General features: G+C 51.2%; 16 protein-coding genes. 11 read left to right on the forward strand and 5 right to left on the reverse strand.

Annotation, left to right across the window (positions count from 1 at the left end):
• Window positions 1-45: 45 nt before the first annotated feature.
• Both ACZ5PT_RS06120 and ACZ5PT_RS06125 read right to left on the reverse strand, forming a co-directional pair.
• On the reverse strand, window positions 46-2,433 hold the full coding sequence (locus ACZ5PT_RS06120) for a 3-hydroxyacyl-CoA dehydrogenase/enoyl-CoA hydratase family protein (RefSeq protein ID WP_464265924.1): 2,388 nt from the start codon (window positions 2,431-2,433) through the stop codon (window positions 46-48).
• Window positions 2,434-2,631: 198 nt separating this feature from the next.
• The gene (locus ACZ5PT_RS06125) at window positions 2,632-3,972 is read right to left on the reverse strand and encodes an OmpP1/FadL family transporter (RefSeq protein WP_464265925.1); all 1,341 of its coding nucleotides are present in this window, start codon (window positions 3,970-3,972) and stop codon (window positions 2,632-2,634) included.
• A gap of 308 nt (window positions 3,973-4,280) precedes the next feature.
• Here ACZ5PT_RS06125 and hemL point away from each other — a divergent pair, with 308 nt between their 5' ends.
• From hemL to ACZ5PT_RS06165, 8 genes are all read left to right on the forward strand, one after another.
• Window positions 4,281-5,564 (forward strand): glutamate-1-semialdehyde 2,1-aminomutase, encoded by a 1,284-nt coding sequence (gene hemL, locus ACZ5PT_RS06130; RefSeq protein ID WP_464265926.1) that lies wholly within the window; start codon window positions 4,281-4,283, stop codon window positions 5,562-5,564.
• A gap of 126 nt (window positions 5,565-5,690) precedes the next feature.
• Window positions 5,691-5,966, forward strand: coding sequence for an AtpZ/AtpI family protein (locus ACZ5PT_RS06135; RefSeq protein WP_464265927.1), 276 nt, complete (start codon window positions 5,691-5,693; stop codon window positions 5,964-5,966).
• Window positions 5,950-6,315, forward strand: coding sequence for an ATP synthase subunit I (locus ACZ5PT_RS06140; RefSeq protein WP_464265928.1), 366 nt, complete (start codon window positions 5,950-5,952; stop codon window positions 6,313-6,315). Before ACZ5PT_RS06135 ends, ACZ5PT_RS06140 begins: the two co-directional genes overlap by 17 nt.
• A 28-nt stretch (window positions 6,316-6,343) precedes the next feature.
• Window positions 6,344-7,018 (forward strand): F0F1 ATP synthase subunit A, encoded by a 675-nt coding sequence (gene atpB / locus ACZ5PT_RS06145; protein WP_464265929.1) that lies wholly within the window; start codon window positions 6,344-6,346, stop codon window positions 7,016-7,018.
• 112 nt (window positions 7,019-7,130) lie between these two features.
• Window positions 7,131-7,397, forward strand: coding sequence for an ATP synthase F0 subunit C (atpE, locus tag ACZ5PT_RS06150; RefSeq protein ID WP_464265930.1), 267 nt, complete (start codon window positions 7,131-7,133; stop codon window positions 7,395-7,397).
• A 574-nt stretch (window positions 7,398-7,971) separates the two neighbouring features.
• Complete coding sequence (locus tag ACZ5PT_RS06155; protein ID WP_464265931.1) at window positions 7,972-9,825, forward strand: cytochrome c3 family protein; 1,854 nt, start codon at window positions 7,972-7,974, stop codon at window positions 9,823-9,825.
• Window positions 9,826-9,896: 71 nt separating this feature from the next.
• Window positions 9,897-10,118 carry a hypothetical protein gene (locus ACZ5PT_RS06160; protein WP_464265932.1) on the forward strand — a complete coding sequence of 74 codons (222 nt, stop codon included), beginning with the start codon at window positions 9,897-9,899 and terminating at the stop codon, window positions 10,116-10,118.
• Window positions 10,119-10,397: 279 nt separating this feature from the next.
• Window positions 10,398-11,858: a cytochrome c3 family protein gene (locus tag ACZ5PT_RS06165; RefSeq protein ID WP_464265933.1), complete on the forward strand. Its 1,461-nt coding sequence runs from the start codon at window positions 10,398-10,400 to the stop codon at window positions 11,856-11,858.
• Between the two features lie 130 nt (window positions 11,859-11,988).
• Here the strand turns inward: ACZ5PT_RS06165 and ACZ5PT_RS06170 are convergent, their stop codons facing one another.
• Window positions 11,989-13,761: a DUF2339 domain-containing protein gene (locus tag ACZ5PT_RS06170; RefSeq protein WP_464265934.1), complete on the reverse strand. Its 1,773-nt coding sequence runs from the start codon at window positions 13,759-13,761 to the stop codon at window positions 11,989-11,991.
• A gap of 238 nt (window positions 13,762-13,999) precedes the next feature.
• Here ACZ5PT_RS06170 and ACZ5PT_RS06175 point away from each other — a divergent pair, with 238 nt between their 5' ends.
• From ACZ5PT_RS06175 to nrfD, 3 genes are read left to right on the forward strand one after another with little or no spacing between them, the layout of a single operon-like run.
• Window positions 14,000-14,470, forward strand: coding sequence for a cytochrome c3 family protein (locus ACZ5PT_RS06175; protein WP_464265935.1), 471 nt, complete (start codon window positions 14,000-14,002; stop codon window positions 14,468-14,470).
• Window positions 14,471-14,472: 2 nt separating this feature from the next.
• The gene (locus ACZ5PT_RS06180; RefSeq protein ID WP_464265936.1) at window positions 14,473-15,246 is read left to right on the forward strand and encodes a 4Fe-4S dicluster domain-containing protein; all 774 of its coding nucleotides are present in this window, start codon (window positions 14,473-14,475) and stop codon (window positions 15,244-15,246) included.
• A gap of 2 nt (window positions 15,247-15,248) precedes the next feature.
• A complete protein-coding gene (gene nrfD, locus ACZ5PT_RS06185) occupies window positions 15,249-16,559 on the forward strand; it encodes an NrfD/PsrC family molybdoenzyme membrane anchor subunit (protein ID WP_464265937.1) in 1,311 nt (436 codons plus the stop codon).
• 50 nt (window positions 16,560-16,609) lie between these two features.
• On the opposite strand, the gene ACZ5PT_RS06190 is transcribed toward nrfD, so the two are convergent.
• Complete coding sequence (locus ACZ5PT_RS06190) at window positions 16,610-19,006, reverse strand: mechanosensitive ion channel domain-containing protein (RefSeq protein ID WP_464265938.1); 2,397 nt, start codon at window positions 19,004-19,006, stop codon at window positions 16,610-16,612.
• A 13-nt stretch (window positions 19,007-19,019) separates the two neighbouring features.
• A complete protein-coding gene (gene corA / locus ACZ5PT_RS06195; RefSeq protein WP_464265939.1) occupies window positions 19,020-20,114 on the reverse strand; it encodes a magnesium/cobalt transporter CorA in 1,095 nt (364 codons plus the stop codon).
• Window positions 20,115-20,127: the final 13 nt, after the last annotated feature.

A 20,127-nucleotide genomic window follows, 5' to 3' on the forward strand; every position in this document is an offset into this window, starting at 1 on the left:
CGGTGGGTCGCCCGCGGTCGTGAACGGTTGCCCGTTAAAGATGGGTCAATTGCGTAACGGTTTCCCTTTTTTCAGCATGTGCTGAATCCGTTCGGCGGTCTTTTTATTGCCACAGAGCTTGAGGAAAGCTTCGCGTTCCAATTGCAGCAGATAGCTTTCGGAAATCGGTGTCCCGGCCGGGACATCGCCACCGCAGATGACGTCAGCGATAATGCCACCGATTTCGGCTTCGTACTCGGTGGCGAAACCGCCCATTTTCAGGTTCCACATCTGGCTTTTGATGCTGGCGGCAATACTGCGTCCCGGTGCAGGAATGTTTTCGGCCCAGGTCGGTTGGCGATAGTTACTCGCCAGGGCGAGAACTTTTTGTTTGGCATCGGCAATCAGGCGATCCAGATCCATGCTGATGCTGTCACCGCGCCGCATGTAGTTCAGTCCGTAGAGTTCCGCGGCTCCCATGCCGACGGTCGCCATGCCGATCTGTTTAAAATGTTTGAAGATGAAAGGGGAGACGTCGGTTTCGAACTGTTGCGCCAGTTCGACCGAGCGCAGGCACATTTCTTTGGTGCCACCACCAGCCGGCAGGATGCCGACGCCGATTTCGACCAGCCCCATATAGGTTTCAGCATAAGCGTTGATAGCGTCGGCGTGCAGGGAAAATTCGCAGCCGCCACCGAGGGTCATGCCGAAGGGCGCGGCGACCACCGGCACCTTGGCCATTTTGACCGCCATGGTTGCTTTCTGGAAGGCGCGCACCATCATGTCGATATCCTCATAAGCCCCTTCGGCCAGAGCGACGGCGAGCAGCATCAGGTTGGCACCGACCGAGAAGTTGACGCCCTGGTTGCCGATCACCAGTCCGACCCCTTCGCTTTCGGCGCGCTTGATCGCTTTGTGGGTCATGGAGAGGATATCGCCGCTGATCGAATTCATCTTCGAGTGGAATTCGAAGCCGAACACGCCATCCCCCAGATCAATGATCGAGCAGTTGCTGTTTTTCTCGACGACACCAGAGGTCTTTTTCAGAATCTGCAGATTGATCTGCCCAGGCTTGAGTGGCAACGGCTTGAACTGGTCGGTCAGCAGATCAAAGTATTCTTTCTGTCCGGCTGCGTTGAAACGGTAGAACTGCTCGACTTTTTTCAGGGTCGGCGGAACGGCCAAGCCATCCTTTTCGGCGCGGTTGACGAAGGCTGAAACGCCGATGGCATCTAGCATTTCGAAGGGGCCGATTTCCCAGTTGAAGCCCCACTTCATGGCGTTGTCGATATTGACCACGTCGTCGGCGATCTCGGGAATCCGGTTAACGGTGTAAATCAGGGTGTCGCGCAGGGTTTTCCAGGCATACTCGGCGGCCTGATCCCGCCCTTCGACCATCATCTTGATTTTTTGTGCCGGGTCATCGACCAGTTTCAGCGCGGCAATCGAAGCGTATTTCGGTTTTTGCAGCGGTTTGAATTCGCCGCTGGTGTAATCGAAGAAAAAAATCTGCTTCTGGCCGTCGACCATTTCTTTTTTGTAGAAACCGGCTTTGCTCTTGTTGCCGAGCAGTCCGTTTTCGACCATTTTCGCCATAAACTCGGGAACTTTGAAAACCTCGCGTTCCTCGTCGTTCGGCAGCAGTTCATAGGAGTTGTTACCGACGTGGATCAACGTGTCGATGCCGACCAGATCGGCGGTGCGAAAGGCTGCCGATTTGGGCCGGGCGGTGGCTGGGCCGGCAATGGCATCGACCTCTTCGACCGTCATACCCATTCTCAGCATGTGTTCAATGCCCTTGTAGATGGCGTAAACGCCGATGCGGTTGGCGATAAAGTTGGCGGTGTCCTTGGCGTAGACGATCCCTTTACCGAGTCTTCGACTGATGAAGTCGGCCATGCCGTTGACCACCGCTGGATCGGTGTCGTTGCAGGGAACAATTTCCAGCAGGCGCATGTAGCGCGGTGGGTTAAAGAAGTGGGTGACGAGGAAGTTTTTGCGCACTGTGGCAGGGAGCGCTGCGGCCATGGCGTTGATCGACAGGCCGCTGGTGTTGGAACTGAGGATCGCGTCGTCGGCTAAATGCGGCAGCAATTTCTCGAGCAGCTGCAATTTGATCGGCAGATGTTCGATGACCACCTCGATCACCCAATCGCAGTCTTTTAATTTCGGCAGGTCATCCTCAAAATTACCGATAGCGATTTGCTGTGCGTACTGTGGCAGATAGAAGGGGGCCGGCTTCATTTTGATCAGACCGGCTAGGCCCTCTGCCGCAATCCGGTTGCGTACCTGTGGACTGTCGAGGGTCAGCCCCTTGGCCTGTTCAGCGGCATTCGGCTGTTTGGGGATGATATCGAGTAAAAGGACATTGAGTCCGGCGTTGGCCAGGTGGGCGGCGATGGTCGCGCCCATGACCCCGGCACCGAGGACGGCGACACGGTTGATTTGCCTCATAGTTCTCCTCCGTCAAAGACTAAAGAGAGCCATCTTAATTTTGACAGCTATCGTTCAAGTATAGACCAGCAGGATCGATTGGCTGCTGAAGAGTCTTTTTTGTTGTCTATTTAACTGTTGCTTACTTTTACGTTCACGTCAAGTCGGTGTAAATGAAAAACTTCCCCTCGGCGGGAGGGGGAGTCGGTTTGATGTTTTTTAGAATTTATAGCTGATTTGAATGCTGGCGATATCGACGGCGTTTTCGAATTCGCCGATGACTGTACCGCGAGTTGTGTCTTCTGGGGTTGATACTAGCTTTTGCATTTTTGAGTCTGAAACGAAAAGATGAGCATAAGCCGCATCAAGTAGCAAGTTCTCTGAGAGTTTATAGCCTGCACCTAAGGCAATCCATAGCCGATCTTCACCTGGTATTCGTGGCGTTCTGTATTCGTCAGAAATGGGCGTTTCATCGAAGGCTATACCTGTTCGTAAAGCCAGAGCCTCAGTTGCCTGGTAGGTTGCCCCCACTGAATAGCGCCAAGTGTCATCCCAGTTTTCCGTGGTTGTTGTGTTCGGTTTACCGCCAATGCCGTCGCCTTCAAAGTTGAGCATCAGTTTTTTAAATGAACTCCACTCTGTCCAGCTGATATCTGCCATGATGGCAACTTTGTCGTTCAGCTGATGGAAGAGGCTGAGAGAGGCAGAGGCTGGCAGGATGATTTTGCCGTTAACACCCTGATTGGTGGGGAAGAGTGCTTGCGCCAACGGGCTGGCGGCAAAAGCGGGTGGAAGTTGGCTTTTTGTGGTTCCTTCGAGTTTGTGTTTTATCTCCGAACGGTAGGCAAAGCCGAGTCGGGTGGCGTCGTTGAATTCGTAAAGAAGGCCTACGTTGTAACCGAGGGACCAGTCATCGGCTTTGTTTTCAACAAAGATATCGGTTGTTGGGGTACTGAACGCCGCTGCCGGGGCGGGTGCGAGTAGTCCTCGGCCATCAACCATGCTGGAAAGCGTGGCGTCTATATACTGGACATTGAAACCAGCACCAACACTTAATTTGTCGGTCGCTTTATAGGCAAGCGATGGATTGATATTGATGGTCAAAACATCAGATTCGACGGCGTGGTAACGACCAACCCAGTCTTTGTCGTATTTTGTGGACAAGCCAAATGGTGCATTAATCCCTAAGCCAACGTAAATTTTATTGTTCAACTTATTTGTGTAATAAAGATTGGGTGCGAGGCCGACTACGCCACCATCGCCGCCGTTGTTTGTGCCAAGGGGGTTACCACTTGAATTAGTTGCTGTCGAATAGGAAAATTTTGTCGATGGCACAATGACGTGCGCACCGGCAACAAATTGCTGGCCTTCCAGTCGGGTCATGCCTGCGGGATTAAAAAAGACCGTTGTCGCATCTTCAGCACTAGCAGCCCCGCCAGAAAAGGCGTTGCCGAGGCCGGAAACCGATTGCTCAATCAGGGCAAAACCGGAGGCAAAAACCGAGGTGCTGCCGGCCAGCAGCAGGAACAGGCCAACAAACAAAGAGATACATCTTTTCATGATAGGCTCCTTTGATATGACAAAAGTGCCGGAACAAGGTATCCGGCAGAACCATATTTAAAAATTGCTAGGCAACTAAAATCATTTTGTCCTAGCGGCCTGTTTGGGCTGGTAGAACAGTATATTATTATACCGAGAAATGCTGATGAGTCGAGAAATTAACCAAGTAGGGTTGTTTGGGGCGCTCGCAGGGGGCTTTTCTTGACAGTTTCTGGTGCCTGTGATAACGAAAGCGGATTGGTTTTTGGCTCGATTACGCGAGGCGGGCAGGATATTAAAGTCCCATTTTTTCTATAGGGAGTTTCAAGATGAATCACCAACAATCCGAAGCATTGTTTTCTGCGGCAAAAAACGTCATTCCTGGGGGAGTCAATAGCCCGGTTCGGGCGTTTAAGTCGGTCGGCTGTAATCCGATTTTTATCGAAAAGGCCGCTGGCAGCAAAATCTACGATGCTGACGGAAATGAATATATTGATTATGTCGGTTCCTGGGGGCCGATGATTCTTGGTCATTGTCATCCAAAAGTGGTTGAGGCGATTCAGCAGACTGCTGCCAGTGGTGCATCCTTCGGTGCACCGACCGCGCGTGAGACCGAACTGGCCGAGCTGGTTTGTGGCGCCTATCCGAACATCGAAAAAATCCGTATGGTCTCTTCCGGCACCGAGGCCACGATGAGTGCCATCCGTCTGGCACGTGGTTATACCGGCCGTGACAAGATCCTCAAGTTTGACGGTTGTTACCACGGCCATGCCGACAGTTTGCTAGTTAAGGCCGGCAGTGGTCTGGCGACCTTCGGTGTGCCGACCTCTCCCGGTGTGCCGGCTGCTTTTGCCAAGTACACCCTGACTGCGACCTACAACGATCTGGACGACGTCAAGCAGATGGTCGCTGCCAACGATAAAGAGATCGCCTGCATTATCATTGAGCCGATCGCTGGCAACATGGGCTGTGTGCCGCCAGCTCCCGGTTTTCTCGAAGGGCTGCGCGAGCTCTGTACCGCTGAAGGGATCGTGCTGATCATCGATGAAGTGATGACCGGTTTCCGGGTCGCTTACGGTGGCGCTCAGGAGCGTTTCAACGTTCGTGGTGATCTGGTCTGTCTGGGCAAAATTATCGGCGGTGGTTTGCCGGTCGGCGCTTTTGGCGGCAAGGCAGAAATTATGGAGTGTCTTTCTCCTGACGGCGGTGTCTACCAGGCTGGGACCTTGTCGGGCAATCCACTGGCGATGAGCGCCGGGATCGCCACGCTTAATCTGATCAAGCAAGAAGGTTTCTATCAGCAGATTGAAGAGAAGACTGCTTATCTGGAAAAGGGCCTGCTGCAGGTTACTGGCAACAGTTCCATTGCCACTTGTTGGCAGCGCGTCGGTGGCATGTTCTGCACCTTTTTCCAAGATGGGCCGGTTAGTTCCTTTGCCGATGCGCTGAACAGTGACACTGAAACCTTCGGCAAGTTTTTCCGCAACATGCTCGATAACGGTATTAATTTAGCTCCGTCGCAATTTGAGGCAGGTTTTATGAGTGTTGCCCACTCGACTGAGGACTTGGATAAGACCATTGAAGCGGCGGGGAAATCGTTTGCAGCGCTCTAGAAAATGGCCCGTGGGACAGACTTGTTTTGGTCGAGAAGCCGTTTTAAGCGGTTGACTTCAGGGGGGTGCTATGGTATTTAAAGTCCGCTTTTTAAGGCAGCAGCGTGTGCTGTCTATAAATTACCGATGACCGATAATAAAGAAAATAGACGAGAACTTTTCAAGTCAATTGGTTTTCTGTCGGGTGTCGGGATCTCCATGGTGGCGGCCACCTTTATCGGTTTGGCTATGGGGTATTACCTGGATCAATGGTTGGATACGCGCCCTTGGTTCACGCTGGTTTTTCTGATGATTGGGATTATTTCCGGGTTTCGTAACGTTTATATTTTAACGGCTCGGGAATTACGCCGCCAGAAACGGGAAGAGCAGCAGGCGGAAAAGGATCGTGACGGAAAAGGATGATCAGCTGCTGGCTGAAATGGCCCGGCGCAACTGGATAATACTGATCGTTCTGGTTTTGCTCAGTCTGTTCTGGCAATCACCTCCGGTGACATACGGTGTTCTGGCCGGTGGTATGCTGGTCATTATCAATTACCGCTGGCTTGGTCGTTCATTGCTGGCGGTGATTAATGATCCGCAACTACAATCGGCAAAAGGTTTCAAGCGTAACTACTTGTTCCGCTTGGTTTTTGTTGCCAGCGCAATTTACTTATTATTGGTTCGGGCTGGGGTTCATCCGCTGGCCTTGGTTGTCGGTCTGTCGGTGGTGGTCCTGAACCTGATGATAGCAACTGTCAAACGACTTTATTAAAGTTCCAAATAGATAGGAGAGCAAAACCATGACTCATCCGTTTTTATTTTTGCAGTGGATCGAACAACAGCTGCATCTGCACATTGGCGAGCACGTGACCTACACTTGGTTGGTCATGCTGATTTTGATTGTGGTTGCCTTTCTGGCCACCCGCGCTATGACGATCGTACCTACCGGCGTGCAGAACCTGATGGAAGTTGTTGTCACCGGTATCGAAGGACTGCTCGATGAGACCATGGGTAAGGAGGGAAAAGCCTACTTCCCGCTGATTGCTACCTTTGCTCTGTTTATTCTCGTATCGAACCTGATCGCGTTAGTCCCCGGCTTCTATCCGCCGACCGCGAATCTCAACACCAATGCTGCCTTGGCGCTGACCGTATTTGTCATGACTCACGCGGTTGGCTTTAAGAAACATGGCGGTGCTTACCTTAAGCACTTCATGGGACCGATCTGGTGGTTGGCGCCGTTGATTTTTATCATCGAGATTATTGGCCACCTGGCTCGTCCGCTGTCCCTGACACTGCGTCTTTTCGGTAACATGTGGGGCCACGAGATCGTGTTGATGATCTTCTTGATGCTGGTGCCGCTGTTCCTGCCGATCCCGATGATGTTTATGGGTCTTCTGGTCGCTTTCATCCAGACCTTCGTTTTTACCCTGCTGGCTATGATCTATATCGCCGGCGCTCTGGAAGAGGCTCACTAATTTATTCAGCCCGATCAGTTTCGGGCTATCGATTGATTCATTTTCGCAGGTGCGAAAAAACGTCCTATATAAAATAGGAACAATAAAACTTGAAAACAGAAGGAGTATGACAATGGAATTTTTTGCATGGTGTATGGTCGCAGCTGGTCTCGGCATGGGTCTTGGTACTGTCGGTACCGGTATTGGTCAAGGTATGGCTATCAAAGCTGCTTGTGAGGGTGTTGCCCGTAACCCAGGCGCTTCCGGTAAGATCCTGACCACCATGATGATCGGTCTGGCAATGGTCGAGTCCCTGGCTATCTACGTCTTCGTTGTGGCCATGATTATCCTTTTTGCCAACCCCTTCACCGAGCAGGTTCTTCAACTTCTCGCGAAGTAAGAACAGCTTACATGTGTTTGAAAAGAGGCGGGCCCAAACGGGTCCGCCTCTTTTTTTGTGGAATTTCGCTGGTTTGGCGGGTCTGCTTATTTGTTAGCCCGTCCTCTCTAAGCACCCAATAAATAGGCGAGAATCAGGGTTTTTTTGTTGCGGCAATTGCTGGTTGTGCTATGATTTGCGGCGATGTTTGTCTGATAACTCGTGCTGAATTCACGTACTCTGATATATAAAAAAACATATATGGTGACCGGTTCGGGCTTTCTGTTGTTTTTATGATGTCAATTTATGACATCTAATTTTTTTTGTAATGATTTTGTTAAGAGGTGGTTTTCTGTTGTGTTGGCGATTGCCAAGACCTTGTCAGATTATCCCAGTATTAAATTCCAGAAATTCTGGGCGGTTGTAGCTCTGGACTGCCTCTTAGGTTTTTGCGAGTCCCTGATCGATTTACGCTGTTAACTATTGATATGTCTCATGTGTCCGGGAGCTGCTCACTCCTGGTCAGCGGTATGTTTGCTTGCCGTTTTGAGGGATGTCTTTTATCTGTAGGTCATTTCAAAAAGGAGATGTTTTGATGAGAACGACCCGGTTGCTAATTTTTCTGGCGCTGATTTTTCTGGCGCTAGGTTCCCAGTCTTTTGCTGAGAACCACCTGATCGCTTCACCAGAGGCTTGTCTGGAGTGCCATGATGACGTGATTTCAGCGGAGGAGTTTGCTGCCTCCGTGCATGGTATGAACGGCTGCGTGGCCTGCCACATTGAATTGACAGATCTCGGCATGCACATGGAGGGCGAACTGATGCCCGAAACTGTCAAGTGCGTCCGCTGTCATAAGGCAGAGACGGCTGAACACTATTCCAGTGTTCACAAGCTCAATGATATTGAATGTGCTTCCTGCCACTCTGAAATTCACGCTCAGACTGCCTGGAATGACGATAAGCGGATTGCCACGGCAAAATGCGGTGAGTGTCACGATGATGCCCATGAAGTCTTTCATGCCTCCGTTCATGGCAAGGCGATTCAGGCCGGTAACATGGATTCGGCCGCCTGTCTCGATTGTCACAACCTTCACGAGATCAGAGAAATTGGTGATGCCGCCGATCACGATACCCGCGCCTTTCACACCAATGTCTGTCAGAAGTGTCATGCAGACCATGAGTTGATGGAAAAAAACGGTGTCAATGGAATCGCTGTTGAAACTTACCTTGATAGCTATCATGGCAAGAACTACCGCCTCGGCTTCCCGGAGTTGGTCGCTGGTTGTGCCGATTGTCATACGTCTCATGCCATTCTTCCGCATGACGATCCGAAATCGAGCCTACACCCGGATAACCTGGTTGCCACCTGTGCCCAGTGTCACGAAAACTCGACCACACAGTTCACCAAGTTCTACTCGCACGGCAAGATGACCGATAAAGAGAATTACCCGATTCTCTTCTACACCTATATCACCATGACCGGTCTGCTGCTCGGTACCTTTGCAGTATTCTGGATCCACACCCTGCTCTGGTTGTTCCGTGGTTTTGTTGAAAACCGCGAGAAAAAACGAGAAATGATCGCTGGTAAGCATCATGTTATCCCGGATGCCCACAAGATCTATCGTCGCTTTACCAAGACGCATATCATCCTGCACCTGCTGGTTATCACCAGCTTCCTGCTGCTGTCGCTGACCGGTATCCCGCTCAAGTTCGCCGGCCAGCAGTGGTCCGTGGTGATGATGAACTTCTATGGCGGTGCTGATGTCGCGGCCTTCCTGCATCGGATCGGTGCGGTTATTACCGGTGTTTACTTCGGCGCTGCACTCTATATGAGCGCTAAGTTCCTGTTCTACAGGCTGCAGTCGCCGGTTGACTTCTTCCAGCGCCTGTTCGGTCCCGAGTCGCTCTGTCCGAACCTGCGCGACATTCAGGACGTCACTAACATGGTCCGCTGGTTCCTGTTCCTCGGTCCCAAGCCGACCTTCGATCGCTGGACTTACTGGGAGAAATTCGACTTCATCGCCGTCTTCTGGGGTATGTTCGCCATCGGTGGCTCCGGTTTGATGCTCTGGTTTCCGGAGATCTTCGGCTCGGTGCTGCCAGGCTGGGTGTTTAACGTCGCCACCATCATCCACTCGGATGAGGCACTGTTGGCGACCGGCTTTATCTTCACCGTCCACTTTTTCAATACCCACGGCCGTCCGGAGAAGTTCCCGATGGACTTCGTTATCTTCAACGGCGAACTGCCGAAGGAAGAGTTCATCGAAGAGCGTGGTGATCAGTGGAAGCGTTATCAAGAAGAAGGCATTCTTGAGGACTACGTTAAGGAGAAGCCGAGTGGCATCGCCTATGACTTCTTTGTCAAGGGTTTCGGCTTTACTGCTGTGCTTATCGGGGTTGTCTTGCTGTTCCTGATGATCTACGCATTTATGACCAGCGGCTTCCATTAAGCGCTATTGTCGACATCTATCCGAAAGGGGTTGCCGTTCGGCAACCCCTTTCTTTTTACCGTAGAGGAATCATGAAAGATAAAGAATTGATCTGGTCGGTGATCGCGATTGTCGTCTATATCTTCGGTGGTATTGCTACTTTTGCCGGCGCCGGGCTGATCTTGCTGATGAAGGGCAAGGATCTTTGGGGCTGGGGGGAAGGCCACGCGATTGGTTATCTGTTGGTCTGTGTTGGGCTGGTCTTTTCAATCCTCGGTGTTTTAGTTATGCGCATACTGCGCAACCGTCTGTAGTTGTTTATCTTTTCCTTTCCCACTTGTCAGATTGCTAAGCCCTGATAAAATATAGATAATTTAGCGGACTATTCATATTGTTATTTTTATATTAATAATAGAACATTGATTTATTGTTCGTATTATTGATATTGACAATTGTTTACCGTGGTGCTAGCTTTGCAACCTTATTTTTCCCCACCAAAACACTACATGGTTTTTAATTAGCTGTTTCGAATATTACTCCGTAAGGCGGGGTGGTTTGTTTCGTAGAAAGTCTAACAAGGAGTAATTATCTCAATGGCTACATCACTGTCTGACATCCCCAAGGCCTTTCTCAAGGGCATCGCCCACAGTAGGATTTCTTTACTTGGAGCGATGATCGTTACGGTCACTTTTCCCTTCCTGCTTGGCGCTGTCCTTTACGACATTACCTTCCATATCCCCAATCCGTACTTTGCCGGTTTTATCTATATGATGCTCGGTCCTGGGTTTATTGGCGGTTTGGTCCTGATCTTTGTCGGGCTGTTTTTTGCTCGGGGACAAGAAGAGGTTCGCCTGTTCACGTTGGCCTATTTCCGCGATAAGCTGGCTGATGAGTCTGGCTACAATAAAATCCGCAAGCTGGTGTTTATCGGTGTTTTTCTGACCTGCATTAATCTGTTCGTTGTTAGTGTCCTCGCTTACAGTGGTTACCACTACATGGAGTCGAATGCCTTCTGTGGTGAAGTTTGTCACGTGCCGATGACGCCTGAATATACCGCTTATCAGAACTCGGCACACTCGCGGGTCCATTGCGTCGAGTGTCACATCGGCTCTGGTGCTTCCTGGTTTGTTAAGTCGAAGATCTCCGGTGCTCGCCAGCTCTATGCCGTTGTTGCCGGCACCTTCGCCCGGCCGATTGAAACACCGGTTCATGGTTTGCGCCCGGCTCGCGATACCTGTGAACAGTGTCACCGGCCAGAGAAGTTCGTTGGTGATAAGCTGGTTGTTAAGGATAAGTTCCTTGAGGATGAGCAAAATACCCACGTCAAAACCGTTCTGCTGTTAAAAATTGGCAGTGCTGGCGATAAATCTGCCGATTCACATGGGATCCACTGGCATGTCGCGCCGGAGAATCAGATTACCTACAAGGCTGCTGACTGGCAGCGCTCCATTATCCCAGAGGTTGCCCAGAAGGCGACTGATGGTCAGGAAATTATCTACCGCGGCAGTGAGGCCGATGAGCAGTTGGCTGCGGCGACCCATTTGCAAGAGCGGGTGATGGACTGTATGGACTGTCACAACCGTCCGAGTCACGTTTATCTGCCGGCAGATAAGGCGATTGATGGCAAGATGATCACCAACGAAATCCCCAATGATTTGCCCTACATCAAGCAACAGGCGATGGCTGTTGTGACTGACGCTGTCTATGCCACTGGTGAAGAAGCGCGCTCCGCCATTGCCAATGCTCTGACCGATTTTTACAAAAATGACTATGCGGATATTTATGAAAATGATCGTCCGCGCATCGCCAAGGCGATTGCTGGTGTGCAGGCCGCCTACCAGGAAAATGTTTTTCCGGAAATGAACGTTCAGTGGGATACCTATTCGAGCCACCTGGGTCACGCCAATGAGATGGGTTGCTTCCGCTGTCACAATGAAGAGCACGAAGCTGAGAGTGGCGAGGTGATCTCGATGGATTGTGATACCTGCCACACCATCCTCGCTGAAGATGAGGAAGATCCGGAAATCCTCAAGACCCTGCTCGGTGAAAATTAACCGCTAGCGGTTGATCGCGGATCGCTTGCGATCGGTTTGTTATCTCGGCGTAAAAAGGCCCTGTTGTCCATTGGATAGCAGGGCCTTTTTTGTCAAAATCTAGGTGGTTTGTTGGCTCCACTGATGGTTGTTACTCCTGTTGATTTGGATCGACAGTCACCTTGTCGGTTTGCCAGCGAGCCAGGACTAAAGATTCCAGTGCGGCAGCAATGCCGAAGGCGAAAATGCTGGCAACCAACCATGTACCACTGACTTGTAGCATATCGATGATGAAAACCTTGGCCCCGCCAATCAGGGTGATCAAAATGGAAAGATTGCGCAGCTCCTTATTTTTGTGCATGACAGCGATAATCATCAGGACGATAGCAGTCCCGTTGATAACCAGTGATTGGCTGGCGGTGAAGGCTATGACCAGTGCGCCGCCATAATAGTGCGCCAGCAGGGCATGAATTAGAGCAATGGCCATAATGTAGATGTTGGCCAGACTCGCCAGCAAGGCGAAGATGGCGGAAACATCCCTTTTATCGATCCGGGAAAAAAACTGCGAGTATCTGGGTGGTTTATGTCTGCGGAAAAAATTGTATTGCATGAGGGCAAGGAGTCCGCAGAGGCCTGCGGCAAGAATCGTAGTTGCAGGATTGGCGGGCATGCCATTGCTGAGAAGTTCGATGCCAAGCAACAGGCAGATATAGCTCTGCAGCAGGGTTGCTGTGATGCGCATACCGCCGCTTTGCCATTGACGTGAATAATAGCTGATGGTCAGGGCCAGTCCGGCGAGGATCGGCAGGGGGGCCAACAGTCCACCAAGCAGCGCTGGTAGGGACAGGCAGGCCAGGATCGTACCGCCAGCGATAAAGGTGTTAGTCCCGGGGGCATTACATTTTTGACGGGTCGAAAGCCAATAGGCGAGTCCGAAGTGGGCGAGGGCGGCAGCGGCTGCCGGAGTACCGAAGGCGACCGGATCTTTTAGCGCATAAATACCCGCGACGTAACACCAGCCGGCATTAATGGCGGGCAGTGAAAAATCAAATTTGGAAATCTTTTCCTCGCCGCTACGGATAATCCCGAACAGCGAAATTATCATGAAGGACAAGCCGATCAGTGCCACGATGGGGATAAACCAGCCCGGGGCAAGCGCTTCTGCTTGCCCTCCCTTAAGAAGGTTTCCGCTCAATTTGAGGCCCCAGATTTGAAGCATAAAATGCGTGATGAGCAGCAACAGCCAGCGCAGCCATGAGCAGCGTTTCAGGCGTGTCGCGAAGTAGCCAAGAATATTGGTTGTCCACAGGAGCAGGCCGAGAAATGGAAAGTAGGGATTGGGATAGTCAATGGCAACCCCGGCTAGACACATACCAAGGGTGCCAATAATAATCGGCAAAGCGACGTGGTTTGCATAGCTGATCAAGGCCATGCCGATACCGGTTACGGCTAACATGGCATAGACGATCGTCATCGGAAGTGAAGCAAAGCGTGCGTAACTTTCGACCAAAATGATGAACATTAATAGTGCGCCGGTCGTGCTGAAGAGGGGGGCCAGGGCTTTGTCGTGACGATAGAGGAGATGGCTGCCGATGATCAGGGCTGAAGAGTAACAAAGTCCGAGGATCGAGCCGAGTTGCAGATTTAGTAAACCATTGTCGGTTAATGCCCGCAGACCAAGTGCTGCAACCAGTAAGAAGCAGAGCACGGAAATATATTGTAACATTGAACTACTGCCAACTAGCAGCAGTGACTCGTTCGGCGTTTTCACTTCCGGGCTGGGGGTTGGAGGGTTGGGTTGCTTGGCGACCGCACTGCTGCCGGTTGTCGACCGTTCGAGTTTGGCAACTCGCTGATTTAATTGCGAAACTTGCTCGCTAAGATGGAGAATCTGTTGCTCAAGGGGGGGCAGCTCGCGGCTCATAATACACTCCTTATGTGACAGAACCCCTTATCGTAGAACAGTATTCTATTAAAAACAAAGATCTAGTTCAATAGTAAACTTCAGATGAAGCATTGCCGACCTATGTGTCGAGCTGTGATTATTGAAATCTCCATCCATTTGTAGGCATGGATAGCTCATTTAGATAAAGTTCTTGACAGATTTGATCGAGATCGGAATAATTGAAAACACTGTTTTATGAGCGAGCGGAGGTGTTTTTGTGAAAGCACATGTGTGGCGACCACTGTATGTGGTTATCGGCTTAGTCGTTGTGATTCTGTTGCTCAGGCTATTCTACGTGCCGGATGATTTCGGCTCACAAGAGCGCGGTTATACCTTCGGTTTCCACCGGATGAGTAACGAGCAGGAGTGGAAAGCCTATCCGGCCAAGTATAAGGACAGTAGCTATTGCAGCGATTGTCATGAGGACAACAGCGAGAGTCTAAGCGCTTCGGCTCATGCCATGATCCCTTGCGAGAATTGCCACGGAGCCGCTTTTAATCACCCAGAAGACCCGGAAACCTTGGCCATTGATCGCAGCCGTGATCTCTGCTTGCGTTGCCATTCCGAACTTTACATGCCCTCAAGCGGTCGTAATGACATTGCCGGCATCGATCCCCAGCAGCACAATACCGATATCGAGTGCAGCGAGTGTCACAACCCGCACAATCCGAGCCTGGAGGAGATGTAAACATGAAGAGACGTGATTTTTTAAAGAGCACGGCCGTGTTTGTCTCCGGGGCTGCTGTTTCTATGGCGATGTTAGAGTTTCTCGACCCCCAGGAGGTGTTGGCCGCTAATCCCGATCTGCGTTGGGGCTTTCTGGTCGATACCCACAAGTGTGTCGGCTGCGGATTTTGCGTCAAAGCCTGCAAAACAGAAAATGATATCCCACTGGAAGCCAACGTCACCCGGACTTGGGTTGAGCGTTATGTCATTACCAAAGACGGTGAAGTGGTGATGGATTCACCGAAAGGCGCTCTCAACGGATTTACTAACAAACAGCTCGACCAAAACCATTCGGGAATGAGAGAGGTTCCGGATGATGATGTCGCTCAGGCTTTTTTTGTTCCCAAACTCTGCAATCACTGCGAAACACCGGCCTGTGTGCAGGTTTGTCCGGTCGGCGCGACCTACCAGACCGCTGATGGCGCGGTGCTGGTCGACCGAAAGTGGTGCATCGGCTGCGGCTACTGCATCATGGGCTGTCCCTACGGGGTGCGTTTCTTCCATCCGGTTGAGCATGTCGCAGACAAATGTACCTTTTGTTACCACCGGATCAGCAAGGGTGGCAACACCGCCTGTGCCCAGGCCTGCCCCTTCGGTGCCCGACAGATTGGCAACCTGCGCGACCAGAACGACCCGGTGGCCAAGGCGATCATGACCCAGCGGGTCGGGGTGCTGCGTGATGAGTACGGCACCAAGCCACAGGTCTTTTATATTGGATTGAACAAGGAGGTGCACTAGCCATGGTTGAACAAGTCGCGCAGATGGTCGTTCATGGTGAAGCCTGGACTTTAAAGGATCTCTTTGTTCTGCCGAATGAATATGTTTACTGGTCGATCCAGATTGTCATGTATCCATATATGACGGGTCTGGTCGCCGGGGCCTTTGTGCTCTCCTCGCTCTATCATGTTTTTGAGGTTGAGAAACTCAAAGAGATTGCCCGTTTTGCGCTGGTTTTTTCCTTTGCCCTGCTGCCGGTGGCGATGATGCCGTTGATGCTGCATTTGATGCAGCCGTTGCGAGGCATACATGTGCTGATGACACCGCACTTCACCTCGGCGATCTCGGCCTTCGGTATCGTTTTTATGACCTACGCTTGCATCGTCGCGGCCGAAATCTGGTTCGTCTATCGCGAGTTTATTGTCGCATCAGTGCACCGACTCTCGGCAAAAGACGATCGCAGCGTTTACGAAAGTCTGTTGCTGTTGATCTACAAACTGATCTCATTGGGGGCGATGGATACCTCGAAGGAAGCCCTGGTTTCGGACCATAAGGCGGTTAAGTTCCTCGCTGGCCTCGGGATTCCGGTTGCTTGTTTCTTGCATGGCTACGCCGGATTCATCTTCGGTTCGGTCAAGGCCAATGCGCTGTGGATGACACCGCTGATGCCGGTGATCTTTATTTGTTCTGCGGTGGTTTCGGGCATCGCCCTTTGTATTGTCTGCTATTACGTCTTTATGGAGATCCGCAAATGGGCAGCCAAGCGGGGTAAGAATATCCTCTTGCCGGATGGGATAGCTCATGGGGCGGTGGCCGTCGATTACGAGCATCTGCGCAGCGTGCAGGAACATGAGGTCAAGATGACCTCAAAATATTTGCTGATATTTATGACTCTGGCGCTGACACTGGAAGTTCTCGATATGATCTTTCGTGGCTACACGGCAGTCAAATCTTGGGATATTTTACGCGACGTGCTGTTTGAGCATGACTTCACCAAAATCTTTATCATGCAGTATGGTATTGGTAATATCCTGCCATTTATTATGCTGTTGCTGCCTGGTGTTACCGTTCGGCGTGCGGCGTTAGCATCGATTCTCGTGTTGTTCGGTGTCTTTATGATGCGTTGGAACGTGGTCATCGGTGGACAGGCTTTTTCACTGACGTTTAATGGTTTCATGCACTACAGCTTGCCGATTATTCCGCATGACCTTGAGACCTTCAAAGAAGGGTTGGGTGGCGCTTTGCTGGTTATCGCAACGCCCTTTGTTCTCTTTTATTTTCTCAATATGATCTTTCCGGCGTTTATGGAAAGCAAGGGTGATCACCACCCTTGACCGCGAGTCTCCTCGGTGCAATTTGATGCCGCCCCATGTGGGCGGCTTTTTTATGTCGGCGTCTCCGATGGACCTGCCTCCGGCAGAACCCCTGGAGAGACGGAGCGTAGATGCAGATCTCGTTGCGGAAAAGGGATCTCAACATTTTCTTCACGGAAACGTTGGTCGATAAAGAGTAGCAACTCACTTTTGACCTTGGGTCGCTTGTCGACATCACTGATCCAAACCCGTAGTTCAAAATCAAGAGAACTGTCGCCAAACTGAACAAAGATCGGCGAAGGTTTGGGGGTTTCTAAAACGTCGGGGTGCTGTTCTCCCGCTTCAAGCAAGATCGATTGCACCCGTTCCAACGGGCTGCCGTAGGCGACACCGACCGGCAGGACCATGCGGACCCGCCGTGTGGAGAGGGTCCAGTTGGTGACTTTCTGTGAAACGATTTGTGCGTTGGGGACAATCAGTTCCGCCTGGTCGAGGGTTTCAACTACCGTCGAACGCAGACCGATGCGCTTGACGGTACCGTAATCGTTATCGATCAATATCCCATCTCCGACCTTGATTGGTCGTTCGAAAAGAAGAATGATGCCGCTGATAAAGTTATTGGCAATATCCTGTAAACCGAAGCCGATACCGATGCCTAAAGCTCCGGCCAGAACCAGAAAATTCTGCAGTTTAAAGCCGGCCGCCCCAGCCGCCAGCAGAAAACCGATCAGCACCAGGGTATAGTGCAGCAGTTTTTTGACCGAGTCGCGCACGCCGCGATCATAGTTCCGGCGTTCAAACAGATGTTGATCCAGAATCACTTGCAGCAGCCAGGAAAGTTCCAGGCTCAGGTAAAAAACCAAGATCACCAGCAGCACCATGTCAAGGCTGATCTGATAGCTGGCGACCGTCAGAGAAACTGAAAGCAAAGCGTCCCAGGCTTGAGCGGAGGAGCTGTAAAAGCCCCAGATGGTTGAGAGGTAGAGCGCGATGTAGCAGGAAAGGGTAAGGCTTAACCAGCGTTCGCAGCGCCTTTGAAAGTTACGACTGAAGTTATAGATGATCAGGTTTTTGCGAATTGAGGCGCGGGAAAAGAGAAAGGTCAGAGCGCCGAGTCCGATTTTATAGGTGAGGATGGCGAACAGGATAACGATGACCGATTCAATCGACGATTCGATTGCGCGCAGTCCCAGAGTGACATAACCGGACAGATTGGCTCCCAGGGCAATCAATAGCAGCAAGCCGAGCAGACGGAACCAGAAAATCGCTTTGACCAATTCCAATCTTTTTCTGCAGTAGCGAAATAGGAACAATAAGAGTGGTAGCAGGATCAGGTTCAGGAGAAGCAAATAACACCGATAGTAGGGCAGTGGCAGCCCGGTCAAGCGGATTGTCAGCGTCAGCAGGGTAAGAAAGGTAAAACTGTAAAGGCAAAAAAGAACCGGTCGAGTTTTGATCAGTCCGCGAATCAATTGCACGGCGGAACAGAGGCCAAAGGTTGCCAGCAGCAGGCGAAATAGTGGTGAAATCCCGGTGTAGAAGAAACTCAAAAAGACGATGGCGGCAAACAGGCCGGTAGCAATCGGATGTTGCGTGAGGATATGCCAGTGACTGGAATTGTCGATGGCTGAACGATAGCGATAGATGAGACTTGTGGTTATCAGAGCAAAGAGAATCTGCGCTGAAATCAGCATCAGATTATTGCGATAAAAATCAGTTTGAATTTGCAGGCTGCCGCGCAGTTCCCGCTGGGTCATCTGCCAGAGTTCAGGAGTAAACTGCTGCCAGAAGGCCGGTTTGAACAGGGAGTGGCCGTTACGCTTAAAGAGTTCATGGCGCAATTTTGCCAGTGCGGCCTCGGTCTGACCGATCTGCTCAAGAACCTCTTGCTGCAGGGAGGAGATCTTTTTTTGCAGATCCACCAGTGGTGGACTGCCTTTATCTGCCGCCGTAATTACCTGTCCGGTGATCTTCATTACCTGGGAAAAGGTGTCGCTCGGGCGCTTGGTTTTCTCTTCTTTAAGCTGTATCTCCCACTCTTGCCAGAAGGTTTTTCGTCCTTGCCATGCGCTGCGCAACGCATCGACGGCATTCAGTTGAGTGGCAATTTCCTGCTGTAATTGGCGGAGGTTTTTATCGAGAGCTTTCAGGGCGCTGCTGACTTCGAGTTGCCGGTCGAAATACCAGCTTTCGATTGGTCCATAGCTGGATACTCGCTGTTTGAGCTCCGTATGGCGGTCCAGAATTTCCTGCAACCGGTTGGCATAGTTCTTGGTGATGACCAGTTGCTGCAACTTGGTCTCGGTGCCCGTGGCTTCTTCACTCAATGCGGTGGCGCGGGGAACGACTTCGCCAATGCCGGGGTAGATGATGGCTTCCGTCTCATTTTTAGGCGTTTCTGCAGAAAAAACTGGAGAGATAAACAGTAAAATCAGCAGCAGGGAGTCGAACACTCTTGCTATCTTCATGATCGCCTCACTTTCAGAACCATTTTTTCTTCTTGAAATAGATCAGCATGCCGGTTGCGCAGGTGAGCATCAGCGCCCAAACCATCGGGTAGCCAAAGCGCCATTTCAGTTCTGGCATCACCTCGAAGTTCATGCCGTAGATCCCGGCGATAAAAGTCAGCGGGATAAACAGTGCGGCCATAATTGTCAGCACCTGCATTACTTCGTTCATTCTATGACTGATGCTCGACATGTACAGGTCGATCAGCCCCGAAGCGGTGTCGCGGAAGGTTTCCAGGGTGTCGAAAATCTGCATAATGTGATCGGAGAGATCACGCAGAAAGACGTTGGTTGTCTCATCAATCAGCGGTGACTCATCCTGTAACATGGAGTTCACCAGTTCGCGTAGCGGCCAGACCGATTTCCGCAGCAAAATCAGTTGTCCCTTGAAATGATGGACCTGTTGCAGAGTTTCTTGTGTCGGTTGACTGATCAGTTCTCTTTCCAGAGATTCCAGACGGTCGCCGATCTTTTCCAGAATATGAAAATAACTGTCGACGATCGAGTCAAATAGGGCGTAGGTCAGATAGTCGGGACCGCGCTGGCGGATTCGACCGCTGGTGCGTTTCAGCCGCTCACGGACACCATCAAATACATCCCCCGGTTGTTCCTGAAAGCTTAGGACATTGTTCTTTGTCAGCACCAGACTAATCTGCTCTGTTTCGATCTGGCTGGTCTGATCATCAAAACGGAGCATTTTCAGAATGATCAGCAGGTAGTGTTCGAATTCATCAATTTTCGGTCGATGCCCGGTGTTGAGGATATCTTCCATCGCCAGGGGGTGCAGGTCGAAGGCTTTGCCGAAGGCCTCGACATCGGAAATATCGTGTATACCGTCAAGGTTGATCCAGCTGACGGTGGGGGAAGCTTTAAGGTTCAGGCAGCGCTCGAGGGGCACGTCCATCTCCATTGTCAGCCCGTCGGCATCGTAATCGATGTAGGAGATGGAAGACTCTTCGACCTTCTGCTCGCCAACATGGATCAGCGTGCCGGGAGCCAGACCGACCTGCTTGGGTGAGCTTCTGAATAAAGAGGTCACTGTTTCGAACGGCTTATGCAAGGGTTGCATCAGGTCTCTCCTC

The sequence above is a fragment of the Desulfuromusa ferrireducens genome (assembly GCF_055389805.1).